At 49.1% G+C, this 16,597-nt stretch carries 11 protein-coding genes and 2 pseudogenes; 1 reads left to right on the forward strand and 12 read right to left on the reverse strand.

Annotated features, from left to right (window positions below; all coding sequences use genetic code 11):
* Positions 1-8 precede the first annotated feature (8 nt).
* On the reverse strand, positions 9-1,394 hold the full coding sequence (locus tag E5Q11_RS06440) for a hypothetical protein (RefSeq protein WP_135802598.1): 1,386 nt from the start codon (positions 1,392-1,394) through the stop codon (positions 9-11).
* Positions 1,395-1,545: 151 nt separating this feature from the next.
* Here E5Q11_RS06440 and E5Q11_RS06445 point away from each other — a divergent pair.
* Positions 1,546-2,554: pseudogene (locus E5Q11_RS06445) on the forward strand (IS3 family transposase).
* A gap of 89 nt (positions 2,555-2,643) precedes the next feature.
* Here E5Q11_RS06445 and E5Q11_RS18180 read toward each other — a convergent pair.
* The 11 genes and pseudogenes from E5Q11_RS18180 to E5Q11_RS06500 form a co-directional block, all read right to left on the reverse strand.
* Positions 2,644-2,781: pseudogene (locus E5Q11_RS18180) on the reverse strand (IS1380 family transposase); the annotation flags it as partial.
* A gap of 268 nt (positions 2,782-3,049) precedes the next feature.
* Positions 3,050-4,984 carry an asparagine synthase (glutamine-hydrolyzing) gene (gene asnB, locus E5Q11_RS06455; RefSeq protein WP_135802599.1) on the reverse strand — a complete coding sequence of 645 codons (1,935 nt, stop codon included), beginning with the start codon at positions 4,982-4,984 and terminating at the stop codon, positions 3,050-3,052.
* An 82-nt stretch (positions 4,985-5,066) separates the two neighbouring features.
* Positions 5,067-6,197: a glycosyltransferase gene (locus tag E5Q11_RS06460; RefSeq protein ID WP_135802600.1), complete on the reverse strand. Its 1,131-nt coding sequence runs from the start codon at positions 6,195-6,197 to the stop codon at positions 5,067-5,069.
* Positions 6,194-7,393 carry a hypothetical protein gene (locus E5Q11_RS06465; protein WP_135802601.1) on the reverse strand — a complete coding sequence of 400 codons (1,200 nt, stop codon included), beginning with the start codon at positions 7,391-7,393 and terminating at the stop codon, positions 6,194-6,196. The genes E5Q11_RS06460 and E5Q11_RS06465 overlap by 4 nt, the downstream gene beginning before the upstream one ends.
* A 48-nt stretch (positions 7,394-7,441) precedes the next feature.
* A complete protein-coding gene (locus E5Q11_RS06470) occupies positions 7,442-8,566 on the reverse strand; it encodes a glycosyltransferase family 4 protein (protein WP_135802602.1) in 1,125 nt (374 codons plus the stop codon).
* Positions 8,556-9,500 carry a glycosyltransferase family 2 protein gene (locus E5Q11_RS06475; RefSeq protein ID WP_135802603.1) on the reverse strand — a complete coding sequence of 315 codons (945 nt, stop codon included), beginning with the start codon at positions 9,498-9,500 and terminating at the stop codon, positions 8,556-8,558. The genes E5Q11_RS06470 and E5Q11_RS06475 overlap by 11 nt, the downstream gene beginning before the upstream one ends.
* Before the next feature lie 211 nt (positions 9,501-9,711).
* Positions 9,712-10,788, reverse strand: a complete 1,077-nt coding sequence (locus E5Q11_RS06480) for a polysaccharide pyruvyl transferase family protein (RefSeq protein ID WP_135802604.1) — start codon at positions 10,786-10,788, stop codon at positions 9,712-9,714.
* The gene (locus tag E5Q11_RS06485; RefSeq protein ID WP_135802605.1) at positions 10,785-12,524 is read right to left on the reverse strand and encodes a thiamine pyrophosphate-binding protein; all 1,740 of its coding nucleotides are present in this window, start codon (positions 12,522-12,524) and stop codon (positions 10,785-10,787) included. The genes E5Q11_RS06480 and E5Q11_RS06485 overlap by 4 nt, the downstream gene beginning before the upstream one ends.
* Before the next feature lie 20 nt (positions 12,525-12,544).
* Entirely contained in the window at positions 12,545-13,606 is a 1,062-nt protein-coding gene (locus E5Q11_RS06490) for an NAD-dependent epimerase/dehydratase family protein (protein WP_135803352.1), read from the reverse strand.
* Complete coding sequence (locus E5Q11_RS06495) at positions 13,603-15,138, reverse strand: MATE family efflux transporter (protein ID WP_225314858.1); 1,536 nt, start codon at positions 15,136-15,138, stop codon at positions 13,603-13,605. Before E5Q11_RS06495 ends, E5Q11_RS06490 begins: the two co-directional genes overlap by 4 nt.
* Before the next feature lie 383 nt (positions 15,139-15,521).
* On the reverse strand, positions 15,522-16,469 hold the full coding sequence (locus E5Q11_RS06500) for a Wzz/FepE/Etk N-terminal domain-containing protein (protein ID WP_135802606.1): 948 nt from the start codon (positions 16,467-16,469) through the stop codon (positions 15,522-15,524).
* Positions 16,470-16,597: the final 128 nt, after the last annotated feature.

A 16,597-nucleotide genomic window follows, 5' to 3' on the forward strand; every position in this document is an offset into this window, starting at 1 on the left:
TAATCCACTCAGTTTACCGGCGCCATCATATAATCCGGGCAAGACACACCGAGCGCGCGCAGGATCGTGGGCGCATACTGCCGGCTGTCTACCACCTCCCTGCCAGAAAGCTTGGGTTGGGCTGCGCCTTTCCATAGCCAGATACCTTCAGGCTGATGATATCCCGTGCCGGGATCGCGCTCGATGACGCTGAAGCCCAGTTCATCCAGGCGAACGGGCTTTTCATCCAAGTACAAAGTACCAGACTCCACAGCCGCCTTTGAACGTCGAACCGACAGATTAAGAGTTAGGCCCTGTTCATTATAGCGCTTGATCAGCACCTGCTGACCTTCCGCGTCTGTGAGGCGCGGCAGGCTTTGAACAAACTCCAGCAGTTTCTGTTGGCTCAAGAATTCCAGCGCGACGTCTGGTTGCATCGCCAGGTTCATACGGAATGCTCCCTGGAAACCGAAAGCCGAGGCTAACAAGGACTCATCATCAAGCTTGAGTTCCGGAACATACTCACCCCGCTCAACGGCTTCCTGCCCCATGCTGGAACTGACAACAATCTCATAGCCTTCGCGATCTGCAAACTGCTCCAACACACCGAGCTGCTCATCAAAAATATCCATAGCTTTAAGGATCGACTGGCTGTGGAACCGGTCAAACTCGGAGTCTTTCAGTGAATAATTGAAATCTTCCGGAAAAGAATACTTCCAATAGCGATGCATCATTCCGGCAACATGGTTTGAAAAAACTGCTGCGTAGTTGGGCTTGGACTGTTTAAGCGCATCCAGAAACACATCGAATGCCACATGGGCCTGCATGGTTGCGCGCAAGGCTTTGTTCTTGGGATCTACTCTCTCCCTTACCAAGTGTTGTGAAAGCCGAAATCCGGTTTTTACGGAAACGCCAGAGCGGAACAGCTGCACCCCATCAAGCAGATCCTTCAGCCCATACCCCTTCGCGACGGCCTTGTTTTCACCTGTCAGTTTCAGGTTAACTCGCTGGAAAGCTGCGTAACGATCAGGCCGCGTTTCGCTGCCGGGAGCAAAAGTATCAGGAACGTGAAAAAGCGCCTCCGGATTCTCCATTGGCGGATAGCTTTGCAAGCTTCCACAGACTCCAACGGTTTTACCACTAGCAGCTACCAGCTCCCAGACAGGTGGGGAAGCCTCCCCGCAACTTCGGTCCTGATTGATATACCTTATTTCATGTTTATCATTGCTGACTCCACGATGCATTGTTGGCCAAGTGCTCCATGGGTGGAGTTCCCCGGAGTCGACCGTGCGAGTAGTCAGGCAGGATGCGTTCTTCATAAAACTGTGCAAAAAAGCCTCAGGGCGATGCTGAAGATACAAATCCACCACACGCCAAGGCACTTCGTTCAACTCATAAACCAGTATTTTAGCCACAACTTCGCTCCTATTCGATTTCGCTGTAACGTCTGTGTCAACTTTAACTTAAATGATGAACGAACATGGCAGCCTGATGTAACCATCCCCTAAAATCGGTGCATGCGTAATTAGAGTTCTCCGGCCTACAATGAGGCAAACGGAGAGCGACATGAAAAAGTCACGGTACAGCGAGTCCCAGATCGTCAAGATCCTGAAAGAGGTTGAAGGCGGCAGACTGGTCAAGGAGGTATGCCGGGAGTACGGCATCTCCGATGCGACCTACTACAACTGGAAGTCCAAATACGGCGGTATGGAAGCCTCTGATGTGAAGCGGCTCAAGGAGCTGGAAGAGGAAAACCGTCGTTTGAAGCAGATGTACGCCGAGCTGAGCCTGGACCATAAGCTGCTGAAGGACGTCATCGAAAAAAAGCTGTAAAGCCAGCCGTTCGACGAGAACTGGTGGATTACCTCAAGCAGGCTCATGGCACTAGTACTCGCCGAGCCTGCCGAATCGCTGGCATCAGTGACTCTGTGTATCGCTATCGGCCAGATACGTCGAGAGATACACCCGTGATTGCAGCGCTTCAGAGCGCTGCTGAACGTTACCCAGCTTACGGATTCAGCAAGCTATTCAAGGTATTGAGGCGATGGGGGCATGGCTGGAACCACAAACGGGTGCACCGGTTCCCACAAGAAACCCGGAGCCCTTGACCGTGCCAGCAACCGCTAATCTCTGCTGGTCGATGGATTTTATGAGCGACAGCCTGTTCTGTGGTCGCCGCTTCCGGACTTTCAACGTGGTGGACGACTTTAACCGGGAGATCCTGGCCATAGAGGTTGATCTGAATCTACCGGCCCCTAGGGTCATTCGGGTACTGGAACGCATCATCGCCTGGCGAGGCTATCTCGCCAAATTGCGTATGGATAACGGCCCGGAGTTCATCTCTATTGCTCTGGCGGATTGGGCTGAACAGAACGGCATTGCACTGGAATTCATCAAACCCGGAACGCCTACCCAGAACTCATATGTAGAGCGTTTCAATCGAACTTACCGAGACGAGATTCTGAATATGTATGTCTTCCGAAATCTCACCGAAGTCCGGCAACGAACGGAATCCTGGATGACGGAATACAACGATGAACGTCCCCACGATTCACTGGAAGACCTGACGCCATGAGAATATCTGGCGAAATACCAACAGGCGGAAAGCTCTAATCAGCGGTGCAACTAAAACAGGGATGTTTACACCGGGTTGCTAGGGGCATTGAGAACCGAGGTCAGACGATGTTGTTTGTCGACTTCGCGAAGCAAGAGCAGTCTGGCATCGGAGCTGATGTGGCCACCGGAGAAATCGGCTTGAATTTGGCCGCGAGAGAGTGGCAAGAAGATCAGTTTTTTAGGTATCGTTTTGAATGGAGGCCGGTAGTGTTGTTTTTCGTTTGTAGGAACTTGAAATCATAGCACTTTCAGCCGTTTTCTTTTATCCGATCGTGAGAAATCCGAGGTAGGACTGAATAATCTGCCGTTTTCCTCGGTGAAAATGGGGCCCACGTAGCCGATGCTAATAATAGCTAATTTATCTTCATGCTTATTGAAAGAATGCACGACATACCTGTCAGTTTTATCGGATTAAGAGATTGAGGCCAAAGAGAGGGAGACGTGCAAAGGTCTATCAGTGCGCTTTAGGGTTAGCTTCCAGCCAAGCCTGGAACATCAATATATCCCATAAGTAGTAATGCCAACGTCTTTCACCGGTAACATGCTCCCTCCACATCTTGCAAATGGGCTCAGGGTCAAAAAAGCCTTCATTCCGTAGTCTGCTCTCATCTAAAAGTTCATCTGCCCATTCCCGCAGTGGACCTCGCAGCCATTGTTCAATGGGTACACCAAATCCCATTTTTGGCCGGTCCATCAGCTCGCGCGGAACATAGCGGTATAGTACCTGGCGCAATAGCCATTTGCCTTGACCATCTCGGTATTTATACTCGAAAGGTACCCTCCAGGCGAACTCCACTAACCGGTGGTCCAGCAGCGGCACTCGCGCCTCTAGACTCACCGCCATGCTAGCCCGATCAACCTTGGTGAGGATGTCGTCGGGCAGATAGGTCATCATGTCCAGATACATCATCCGTTCTCGCAGACCTGGGAGGCTAGGCAGGCGGTCTGGGCAGCTGAGGATCGTCTCCGGCTCAGTGGCACCCAGAACGAGCCGCGCTGGGTTCTTGGCATGAGAAACCATCTCTCGATATAACGCTTCGCCGGATTGGTGACCTAAGATCTCGGCCAGTTTTGGCAAACGATCGGCAAGATGGTTAACCTGAAACTTTCTGGGCAGTAGCTGCATTACGCTTTCTAGCCCATTGCCTGGGGCGCGAGCAAGCACAACGGCGGCTAATTTGCGCAGTGGGAGTGGCAGACAGGTCAGTTTGCCCCATATCTGTTCAGCCTTGAAGTAGCGATCATAGCCGTAAAACAGTTCGTCACCCCCATCCCCAGAAAGGCTAACAGTTACCTGCTTACTGGCTAGCTCACTCACTAAGTAGGTTGGAATCTGTGATGAATCTGAAAAAGGCTCGTCATAAATAGCAGGCAATTTTGGAATAACCGCCATCGCCTGTTCATACGTGATGTAAAGTTCAGTATGGTCTGTACCTAGGTGCTCGGCCACGGCGCGTGCGTGCACGGCCTCGTTGTAGCCTTCTTCATGAAACCCAATGGTGAAGGTCTGGATAGGTTGCTCGCTTTGCGCCTGCATCAACGCGGCGACCGTTGTGGAGTCGTACCCACCGGACAAGAAAGCGCCAAGCGGTACATCCGCAGCCATGCGTCGCCCAATTGAATCGCGCAGTAGCCCATCCAATTCATTCACCAGCTCGTCGGCTCTGCCAGTAGCATTGGCCACTCCCTGTTCTGCTACTGTACCGAGATCCCAGTAGCACTGGGGCTCACCAAACTCTAGACCGCCGTTGTGGATAACGACGAAGTGCGCCGGTTTCAACTTCGCAATGCCCTGATAGATGCTCCAAGGTGCGGGCACATAGTTGTGGCGCAAATACAAAGCCAAGGCATCTCGATCAATCTTGTTTCGCCAGTCCGGATGTGCTGCTAGCGCCTTGAGTTCCGAGCCAAAAAGGAAAGCATCACCACTGCGACCATAATAGAGTGGCTTCTCACCCATTCTGTCACGAGCCAGAAAAAGTATGCGTTCAGCCTTGTCCCAAAGAGCAAACGCAAACATTCCATTCACGCGTTCCAATGCACCCCTTACACCCCAGTGCGCTAATGCCGCCAACAACGTTTCCGTATCTGAGTGGCCCCGCCAATCAAAGCCACCATCATCAGCTTCAAGCTCTTTACGCAAATCTAGGTGGTTATAGATCTCCCCGTTATACACCAATGAATATCGTCCACAAGGAGACCCCATGGGTTGATGCCCAGCAGGCGACAAGTCTTGGATCGAAAGCCTGCGATGGGCCAGAACCACCCCTGCTTGCTCATCACCCCAGATACCTGAATCGTCGGGGCCACGACTTTCTATCAGCGACGCCATTCGTTCCCCGACAGCTAGATCGGCTCTACTTGCCCAGAAACCTGCGATACCACACACTAGACTTTATTCCCTGAAATCGGTCATTTGCAAAGCGGTAGACTGTCTGCAAAAGAAGTTGACAATAAAGGTCCTGCCCCGATCATTCTGAGACAAGCTTCGTATAAAGGTCCGAGTATTGCTTCACCATTTTTGGTAAAGCATACCGCTCCTCGATTCGCTGCCGCCCTGCCTGACCCAGCGATGCCCTCTCCTCTGCGGACCGACCCAGCATCGAAAGTAGTTGCCTTGCCAGCGCGTCACTATCCGAGGGAGGAACTACTTCGCCTGTGTCGCCCACTATACAACGACTGTCACCCACATCCGTGGCTACGCAAGGCACGCCCAAGGCCATCGCTTCGCCCAGCACATTTGGGAAGGCCTCAGACCAGGAACTTTGGCAGAATACATCCATTGCAAGCATTAAATCCTGCACGTCATCCCGCTCACCGACAATACGAAATCTGCTTTCAAGCTCGGGCGGCACAATGCGGTCTAACATCGGGTTTTGGAGGTCGACATCACGCCCGACCAGCAGACACATCACATCAGGACGCTTGGGCATGATGTCCACTACTGCGCGAAGAAATGAAGCATGATCCTTCATCGGGTGAAAACGCGCCACATGGCCAATTACCACCGCCTCTAGCGGCATGTTCAATGCCAACCGAGCCGCTTGGCCACGCTCATAGTCCGGAAACAACGAGACAGTATCAAACCCGTTGGGGATGACCTGGCCGGGATTCATTGCAAAGCCAAACGCTTCATGCTGTTTACGGGAAAGGCTGCTGTTATATATTACAACATCGGCGCCTACGGAAGCCCAGCGATTCACTCTGATTATCTGGCGAGTCAGGGGCTTTTCCGCGGCCAAGGAGTAAAGACTATGGCGAATATTCCAAGCGACAACGGGGCGAAACCCGGCGCCTAGTCGTGCAGAAATACTGGCAGCTATATTGCCGTGGTACATCCAGCCTTGAACGAGATGAGGACGAAGCCTTGTGACCAACTTGCGTAATCGCAAGATAACAGTTGGTGTAGATATTCCGCGCTTCATATCGAGGGTATAAACCGGAACCCCCAATGACCTGATTTTGGGTCCATAAACTCCTTCGTCCTGAAGGGAAAGCACAGCCGCACTTCGGGACTCTGCCAAACTACCACTTAGCAGGTTATATAGCGCACGCTCAGCCCCACCTGTTGTCAGCCCGGTGATGATGTGCAGTATGTTCATGTTCGCGCCCCGCTATTGTCAATGACTACGCTGGATCGGGAAATTTTTTGCCCCGAGCGGCGAAATCCCATCTGTTTAATCACACTTAATATTCCAAGGAATTGGAACGTCACGATCAAGACTTCCAATTGATATCTATGCCTAGGGCCCTGCAATTCACCGAAAATGGCATAAAGCATGACTATCAAGAGAAAATAAATAACAATGAAGCGTGATGTTAGAGTCGCTCGTCGCCAAGTACGGTAAACGCCATATCCCATAAATGGAATGAGCATCCAATAAAACAGCTGAGGAAGGTTAATAAAGCTGTATTGCTCTGTTGTGTTAAAAGGGATGGGAGTCAAAAGATAGCGAATAGACCCATAGACAGGGTTCACAAATCCTTCTTGTAGTTGACTAAATGCACTAGCAAGCCTACTAATACCAAGTGTACTTGACACCACCACGAGTCCTGAAATAGCCAAAAGCCATATCCAAGGGTACCGTCGGCCGTTTCCGTTAAGCAAAATGGCGCCCCCGAGGGCAGTCAACATTAGTAGGGGTGTGTAAAAGCGTGTAAAAAATAATACTAAACCAACCATCAAGCCTGACAGCAATGCTCTTCGATGGTTTCCCATTTCCGATTGGCTGACTGCGTAGGCAGCCATAGCTGTGCCTGTCATGACTATCGTGTCCTTGCCATTCATGACCGTGGACCAAGCGATCAAGTTCGGCGACAACACGAAAAACGTATAAGCTCCCGTTGTTAATCGTTGGGGCACATATAATCCGCATATTGCTGCCTTTGACATGAAGGCAGCGGCGACGAACGTTAGTGCGATGTTTATTGCCACAGGAGCGTAGTATTCGGGCCCGAAAAGCCTGAAGGCATCCGCATTGAAAAGATAATAGACGAAATGCTGACCACCAGCGGCTGAAAAAAGAGCCGGAACATCCGACCAAAAGTTAGTAATGCTAATGCCTTGGCCTAATAGGCTTTCACCCTTATGTATATAGTTCCAATCATCCAGAAACGTCCAAGTGCCATCGAACAAGCTTCCGTAGTAGAACAAAAACACACCTGCTTTAATGAAGGGCAGAAGCAGACTCAACAGGACCGAACGAGTCACGAACCACGTGGCAAAGAGGCCTGCGAAAAAAATGAACAACACCGGCACTGCCAGTTCAGCCAATGAAAATGAAGATAACTGAGGCATCAATAATCAACATGAGACTGTGAAATATTTATTTCAGACACTTTATTCTTACTTTAAACCCAGAACAGAATCCCATTCTTCGGCAACACGTGACATGGAGAACCGTCTACGAACCAACTTCGCCGCCTCTGCCAGCTCCTTCCGCCAGGTACCATTCTGTATCAAATGCTCCATTGCAAAACACAACGCCGGCACACCGTCAACAGGTGGAATAAGTAAACCATCAATGCCATGTCGGATAATATCGCCTGGACCTGTACTACAATCGAAACTAACAGCCGGTAACCCATGAGCCATGGCTTCTACCAACGTATTTGGGAAGCCTTCAAAGTGAGAACTCATCACGTAAAAGCTAGAGCGCTCATACCAGTCGGCTAAATTACCAACCCTGCCTGGCATATAAACACGGCTCTCCAAACCAAGTCTCTTTACTTGTTGCTCCAGCTTTTCACGCTCCGGTCCTTCGCCGAGGAGAATAAGATCCCAATCAGTGAACTTATTTGCGAGTCTGCAATAAGCATCAACTAGACAAGGGAAACCTTTCTCTTCACTCAGACGACCAACCCCAAGGATAATTTTTCGTTCAGGCCGTACAATGGTCCCAGGATCTAATAAAGGATTGCCGACAGGAAGTGGATAGACAACCGGATTAGGAATTGCATAAGCTTTAGCCCGCGGGCAAGAAGTAGCTAGCCAATCTCGCCCTTGCTCGGTCTGCATCACCACGGCATTCGCTAGGGGGTATGTCCACTTTCGAAAATTGTTTAAAAGTATACTCAACTGTCCGGAGGGAGGATATGTCCGTTCCGAAACCACCACTGGCACACCCAGGCCTTGGGCCGCCACGATCGCTGCTATATTCACATGAGAGAGGAAAGAAAGAATTACGTGCGGTGCTGTTTCACGAATAACACATCGCAATTCAATAAATCGTCGAAGTTTGTTCAGCGGTGAGCGTTTCGAGCCACCGACTCGGTCTGCAAGATATTCCAACCGTACCCGTTCATCCAACGAATAAAGGCACTCACCTCTCCCAGAAAAGGTAGGCATAAGTGTCACCTGATGCCCCTGCGCCGCCCAATGATTGCTCAACAAAGCCGCCACACGTTCAGCGCCGCCGCCCTGCATGGAGCTAACGAGAAAGAGAATTCGCCTCGGGATCTCAGGCGCCATTCTGTGAAACTCCGGGTGGTTTAATCGCAAGCCATCGGAAAGGACGGGAAGAAATAAGCACCAAAAATCCCTTCCATCCTTTAACTCCAGTCATGTTCAGTCCCATATTAACCAACCACAGATAGTGCCTCAAACGCGCTTCTCTAATACATCCCATTGCAGCTGAAAAATATGCTCGCTGCTTTTTCCTTGCAATTGAAGCATCAGACACATCAGAAAATTCATTTTCTAATTTATCACAAAACGCCAAAACGCCTACAAGAGCCTGAATCGGATCTGATTTTGATAAGGAATCTGGCCGGCACCGCTGTTTAAATACTATATCCTTATGTGTTTTTATCTTATACTTTAAACCAATGCGAAGTAATAAATCAAAATCTTCGTTATTCCTAAGCAACTCATCGAATCCACAAACTGATTCCAGAGAAGATCTACGAAAAAAATAGCCAGGAGTTCCTTCTATCTTTATATAACCTGAAACAAATTTTTCGACATCTAAATAGCCATCTATCTCATCAGGGCAAGAAATTATTTTATTTCGAGTTTCGGAATTAATTATTTCCGCACAACCTATGACGCAAGCGTAATTCTTCGGAAGGTCAGATAGTATTTTCAATTGCATTTGAAGCTTGGTAGGAAGAAATGTGTCGTCCGAGTCGAGAAAAGCGATATACTCACCCCGAGCCCGAGACAAACCAACATTGCGTGCCTTCGAGGGACCACCATTCTTTTGATAAATGTATAAAAGAGGCGCATTGATTATATCCCGATATTTTTCACAAATTATAGATGTCTCGTTGGAACATGATCCATCATCAACTACAATAACCTCTATTTCTTTTAATGTCTGATCTGCGACACTAAGTAGTGCATCACCAATATACTTCTCACTATTGTAGGATGATATTATAATGCTTACTTTAGGATCGACCATAAGTTTAACCAATTAAAATAGTTAAAATCGGATTTAGCCCCGTGACTTTAAGCCCTGAAATAAGATAGCAATTTCAAAACTTGGTCCTAACGAAGTTAATCCGGAAGCTATTGTCACTGAACACAAGATTTTTATCGGCTTAAGAAAATCTGAGTGGAGTGCCGAAAGTTGCGCGACTAAAGACTGAAAAAATGAGAAATCGAGGCTGCAATTATTCACGTATAGCGTCTGATAAAAATCTGATTGACTCTTTGCGCTCAACTTCAAGAACCGCCTCAACACCACTATTTCCGTAAAGCTTCCACATCGACGTCTTCAAATCAAAAGACAATGGTTCCACTTCGATATTCAGCTTTCTGAACAAACTATCCAGCCGCGTTTGCCCCCTACTCACATTAGGGCAGTAAATAACTTCTTTACCAAATCGTAGGGCAAGACAAATGCAATGGAAAGAATCCGTGATCACAACTTCGGAATTCCGAATCAGCGCCAACCAATCCGACACCTCCCGATATTCAGGAACATCAGAATCCTTGAAGTAAATGTTTACCGCATCACATCCCAGTTCCGCGCCAACTACTTTCAAGTCTTCTTGAAAATCAGGGGTAGAGTCTAGCTTATAATAAACAAGTTTAGTTCTTGACCTTACTGAAGAATTCGACACAACGTTCTCAAAAAACGGTTCATCAACCAGCAACAACGGATCGAGAACATGCACAGCCCTAACGCCAAAAACGTTTTTACAAATCTCTACACCGGATTCCTCGCGACAAGAAACGGCCTTGAACTGCAACAACTCTTCTTGGACTCGTGCTGTTAAAAATTTGTCATCGGTCTTTTCCCAAGTGGCCGTTCCGAAGCTGGCGGCGTATGCAATTCTATTCACACCTTTTGGAACATATCCTAGGAAAAAAGCCATGATGTCATTGGCAAATGTGGGACGCCAAACTTGGTCGCTGCCGACGACGACGGAATCAAAGCACTTTGCGACGCCAGAAAACTCTCTTCTTGATTTGATCGGTCGCGTTCTGGTGAGAAAGGTTTGCCTGAACCTCTCGAACGCTTTCTCATTCGCGAAGTGAATAGCCTTCGGCACTTTTCTTAACCCCATTTTTCTAAGTAACTTCCCTGCTCCCCCCTTGACGGTAACCTTTGGCCGTGGAATAAAATCTAGATGTCGAGGATCATGGCCAAGCTGGCGACAGATATACTCAAGAGCGGCAGCTTGGAGTACTGCGCCGTAGTTATGGGCTGAGTATTGAAAATTCAGAATTCCGATTTTTTTCATTTACCCAGAGCCTTCTTTATCGCTTTAACTGATCGATCCCCAAGCAATCTCCGAGCTGCAGCTTTTGCTGCCATTTTATGCTCTTTCCTAATGTTCCTAACTATCTCCAAAGCCCGACTCTCTTCGACACTATCTGTAAAGACCTCAAACACTACCGATTGCCCACCCGTATGCTTCTCCAGAAATTCGCCGTATACGGTTTCGTACTCTTCCTTAGAAGAAGCACTGATATATTTGAAACCCAGACCCTGCGCGTAGTGTTTTATCAGAGTGGGCGATTTATTACCGTAGTGCCCTGACGCCGAAATGAATTCATCAGCCTGCTCACCAAAGTGCGCAGCTACAGCGTTGTATTGCCGGAACTCGGTACCTTTACCATTGTTAATCACCATGATACGTAGGTTCTTGCCGGCGTGGCGGTTGCCCAGTGCGTTCATGTCGTAGAAAAATGCTAGGTCGCCGATAATGCCGAAGTAGAGTTTGTTGGGATTGGCCAGTGATGCGCCCAGCAGGCTTGATAGCCCTCCGTCGATTCCGAAGCCTCCCACGTTCGACATTGAAGTTACGGAATCCGGCAGCTCAAAGAAATTCCAGGACCGGAGGCTGTTCAAAATGCCGAAGTGTATAACGGAACCTTCCGGAATTTTCTGTGCTGTGCGCTGTGCGACCCAAATATTCGAAAAAGGGATCTCGGGGATATCTTCCTGCACTTCTTGGAGGCGAGCTTGGCATAGCTTCAGGTATTGATCAGCCGGTGCTTTAGATGAGTCTGTATAGCGTTCGAAAAAGGTTTTTTCGTCCATCTCAAATACGTAGCGCAATTTGCGAAAGGTGTCGCGAATTTCGCCATCTTCACTAACACGCCACACTTCATTTCCGACCATTGCCATGCCCGCATAATCGCCTGTAACTTCTCCGATGTGGATAGTCACGTCCGGCTTGTTGTCACTCAAGTCCATCTGGTCCTGACTGGCCGCCAGAGAGTAAACGACACGATACTTGCCTTTGTAGCCACTGGTGTGGTCGCAAAGTACTACGGCATTATTACTGCCGCAGAAAAGGTCCAACGCTTCTGTTTCCTGTGGGCTGAAGTCGCGGTGAGCGCCAACAAACACCGCCACTCGGCCTTGCAATTTTGGCAGTTTGTCAGCTGTGGTAAATCGGTTCATCACGCGGCAAGTTGGCAACGTTTTGGTTTCATAAACGCGACTGTATCGTGTTGGTAAATTGATATGAACCGGGCCACCGCCGCAGCGTTTCAGCTCAAGAATCGCTTGGTTGGCTTTTACCTCGCATTCCCACCAGTCGTCATCGTCTTTGACAATGGGGAGGTCAAAGCTGACCCGCTGAGTGTCGTTCGGCATATTGCTGCGGTCCGTAATCTGTGCAACAAGGTGCCCAACCTTGCTAACAAGCTGTGTAGAGGTAATTGCGAGCACTGGAAGCTTGCGGTAGTACGCCTCGATCAAGCCTGGAGTATAGTTCTGAGAAGCAGTGGCACCAGTACAGCTTATGACAACGGGCTCGCCGGACTCATGCGCCAATCCACATGCCATATAGGCAGCCGAACGCTCATCTACTGCTGAGTAAACCTCAAAGAATGGATCATATTGCACGCTCGCGACGAACGTAATATTTGTGGCTCCCGGCGAGGCAATAACCTTTCTAATCCCATTCGCTTTCAACAGCCCGACCAGAATAAGAACGTTTTTTTCGTCAGTGTAAAACTTGCTCATGAATGCACCAAGCTTGGCTTTCAAGATTTGATAAATCGGTAAATAAAGTACTTGAGCTTCTGCTTCAAGTGACCGGGCTCTGTAAGGCTTGCTACTTCGCCGCTGTAACGGTCTTTGATAGCTTCCGAACGCCAGTCGATAGCCAAAAACTGTGGATTTTCTAAAAACTCCTCTAGGCAGCGAGTAAGCCCCTGCTCAAGCGGAAAAAAATCTTTCACATCTACATACTCGGCAATTTTTGAACTGTTAAATGTTCGTTTGAACAGGCGGTCGTATTTGACCTGGTACTCTGCCCGCGTACACCGAGAGAAGTCGTCTAACCCAAGAAGCAGTACTTTGGGACGCTTGCCGAGGAGTTTCTCTAATACGTTAAGGTACACATTCAGCACTTCGTGCCAAGTGACGGCTTCTCTCTGCGTGATGTGGTAGGTCTCTCCCAATGCCCGGGGCTCACCAATCAGTTTGGTAATGGCATCGGCCACATCGAACCCGTAGGTCAAGGTGGTTAGCTTAGCCACAATATCTTCCGAAAAAACAATGGTGCGGCCTTTTAACGCACGGTAAAGCCAACCTTCTTTTTCCAGCACACCCAACTGCAGGCGCTGCTCACTGTAGGTAATGTAGGGGCGTACGATAGTCCAGTTGTCGCGACCAGACTGCCTCAGCATGTTTTCCTGTCTTGCTTTCGCCAGCGAATATTCATCTGTGACAAGAAACTCGGAATCGTTTGAACTGTCGAGCAACCGGGGCGAATCTTCCTGAATCGGCTCTGCAGAATCGGCATAGACGCGGGCGGAACTTAAGTAGATATATTGGTCAGTGGCGGCCAATAGCTTTGGCGCCCGCTGCTCAAAGACCAGTGTGGGGTACATCATGAAATCAACAATCGCGTCCCATTTGCGGGCCAGTATCAGGTCAACGAAGCTGTCATCCTTGGCGTTTCCCTGGATGTACTCAATATTTGCGGTTGCTTTTCGGGCGGTGCGTGTTGTGACACTGACACTGTGGCCCAGCTCTGCAAGCAATTGCACCAAGTGTTTGCCCATCGCACCGGTCCCACCAAAAACCAGAATATTTTTCATGCACTTTGCAACTTGGGTAACCGTGAACGAATCATACTTATTACTTTCAATCGCCATGCTTTGTCGAGCCCGATGAAATACATCGCAATAGTAGATGCAACGAAGCTAGTAAATATTACCAGCGCTGACCAGCAAAAGCCTTCTGGCGACAACTGGTTCAGGACAGAAATCGGGAGCGCTGTAACGAACACCATAGCCATTAACGGTATTGCAGTGTGCTTCACGAAGGCACCCATCGGAAATCCAATGAGCCGGTTAACCAGGTAAAGCCGGACACCGAACATCAAAATGTTGGCTATAATTGCCACAATGAACACGCTGTAGGCTGGTGCGCCTCCAGCTATTACCACCCAAGCGGTGAGAAATATCGCTATCTGAATAGTGCCCAGCGTGAGTTCATACGCTTTCATTTTTCCAGGGGCTCTGGCTGCTGCGGTTAACGGCATGCTCACTGACAGAATGAGTGCTTCAATTAGTCCCAGTCGAGAAAAAAGGACGGCGTCAGACGGAACAGTGGTAAGCCAGATGCCGAGGATTGCTTCCATCTCGACCATCATGGGCAGCGCAAACACCCACAGCAGAAAAAAGGTTATTTTCGAACCACCCGTGATCAGCCCGAACATGTTCTCGCGTTCGTTTGCGGCATAGCTTTTTATAATGGGCGGGTACAAGCTTGCATTAAAGTTTCCTGAGAATATGTTTACCTGACTGGCGATCTGCACTGAGAGTGCTCTTGCCGCGACCACTGTCGGGCTGAAGCTTTGATTCAATAAAATGGTTACAGCGTGGGTGCGGGTGATGGTTGAAATCTGCCCAAACACTGTCCAAGCCGTAAAACTGATAATTTCCTGCAGTAGAGTGGAGTCCCAGTAGATTCTTCGGAGCTGGCATTCTTCATATCGGTAAATGCAGATTCCGATATAGAGCAATGCATTGACAAAACTCACACACAGCACCAGCAGGCCGTACAGTTCTAACTTGTCCCATGAGATGTGCTGAAGTAAGAACACCACACCCAGTTTCATGAATGCTTCGACAATCGATATATAGGCGTATAGTTTCATGTCTTCATGAGCCATGATGATGGCCATGAAGGGGGTGGTAACTACGCTCACCAAAAATGTCAACGTTGTATAATGATAAAGAGCGCTTGCAGCTTCAAACCGGCCATCTGGAACGTCCAGTCGTGTATTTACAAACCAGAGACCAATTGTCTGGAGGACAACAAAGGCTATCAGGGCTACTGAGGCGTAGAGAGCTAGATTTACTGAAAATGTCTTTTTGAGTCGCTCATCGTTTTGATCACCCAATGCAAAGGAAAAAAAACGTTGTGTTGCTTGAGCCAGTGAGCCTGGCAAGAACGCACTGAGGGCAACGAGCGCACCAACAGCGCCATAGATGCCGTAATCTTCTACTCCCAGTTCATCCAGAACGATCCTGACAGTGTAGAGGCTAACGAACAAGATCAGGAGCTGACGGACATAGAGCATCAGCGTGTTTTTGGCTATTCGTTCGTTTCGGTCTGAAGTCATGCTTGATCTTGATCGTATCGATTAACTACAGCCATTTATATGCGTCCAAATTTGGAAAAACGACTTTTAAAGCTGGAAACTTACTTTTGGTCGCAAACAGTAAGATTACTCGGAAAGCACTTTTCCGAAGCTGGAAATGAAGCGGATTGAATTTCCAGAGCTGGAAACGAGTCTCACCCAACAATGACTTCGACTGTTTGGAAACATGCTATCCAAAGTTAGTAATTGACCTGATTGAATTTCCAGGGCTGGATACGAATTTCACCGGATAATTTCTGCTATTTTCTGGAAACGGGCTTTACAAGGGTGAAAATCCGAACATCTAACCAATTCGTTACTGAGGGCTTTATAAAACCGATAAGGGCCTCTTATCGAGTCCAGCTTTAATCTTCACTTTCAGCCTGCCCTCTACCTGAGCGGATAAAGGCCAGGATAAATACTGTGAATACCCCAAGCATACCGCCCAGCATTGTGGCTATCACCGCAATCAGCGCTCTTTTCGGCTCACTTTTTTCCTGAGGAACCACGGCTGGATCGACTGTCTCGAACACGTACTCCTGTTGAGCGCTAGCAAGCATGACTGTCCGGGTTTCACTTTCTATGAGCTGGTAAAACACTTGCTGCATGCCGGCAATGTTGGTTTCACTGAGCTTTGCTTCAAGGTAATCAATGCGGGCTTCGGCTTTTTGTACATCCTGCTCTCGCATGTGTTCGTTAATGTCCTGTACCAGCCATTCGGCCCATTGCTTTGCCACTGGGGGTGCCTGGCTTTTAATCCTCAGGCTGACCATGCCGGTGTCTTTGTTTTCCGACAGGCTCAGGTGGTTCTCTTTGAATTTTTTCACCATATCCCAGTCCGTGGGCTTCAGGCTTTCGCCATCGTGATCGATCAGCCATTCCTGAGTTTCTGGGTTATAAACTTCCCGGTCGATGACCCACTTTTCGTTTCTCATGTCCCAGGCTTTGGTCGTCATGAGGGGAACAGTAAGGTTGTGCCGATGGATGAAATCCGTCAGAAAGGCACGCGACTGGAGGACTTCTTTTGCCATGACTGTCTGGTTGGTCCCACCCCCGCCTATGTTGATGCCCGCTAGGCTAGCCAGGCCACCAAGTTGGCCGCCAAGTCCTCGGCTTCCGCCTTCATCTTGCGAAGGAGCCAGGAGTACGTTCGCCTGGTAGATGTTTGGCTTACTGAGGGCGTAGAACACACCGCCTGCGGCGAAGATGATTGTGGTGGCGATGATGATCCACTTGCCGCGCCAGAGGGTGGCGAAGAGTTCGCGGAGGTCGATTTCGTCGTCTGGGTAGTGGGGTGTGGTTGGTTCGGCCACTTATTTTTCCTTGGTTGTGCTTGGGTGCCTTGTGGGGTCTGACCTCGTCGGGTCAGACCCCTGGGCTGGTTTGTTCGGCCACGTTGGTTGTGCCCTGGTTTGGCTTGGGTGGTGGCTGGGTCAGACCC

Origin of the sequence: Marinobacter confluentis (assembly GCF_004785685.1) — a bacterium.
Taxonomy (GTDB): domain Bacteria; phylum Pseudomonadota; class Gammaproteobacteria; order Pseudomonadales; family Oleiphilaceae; genus Marinobacter; species Marinobacter confluentis.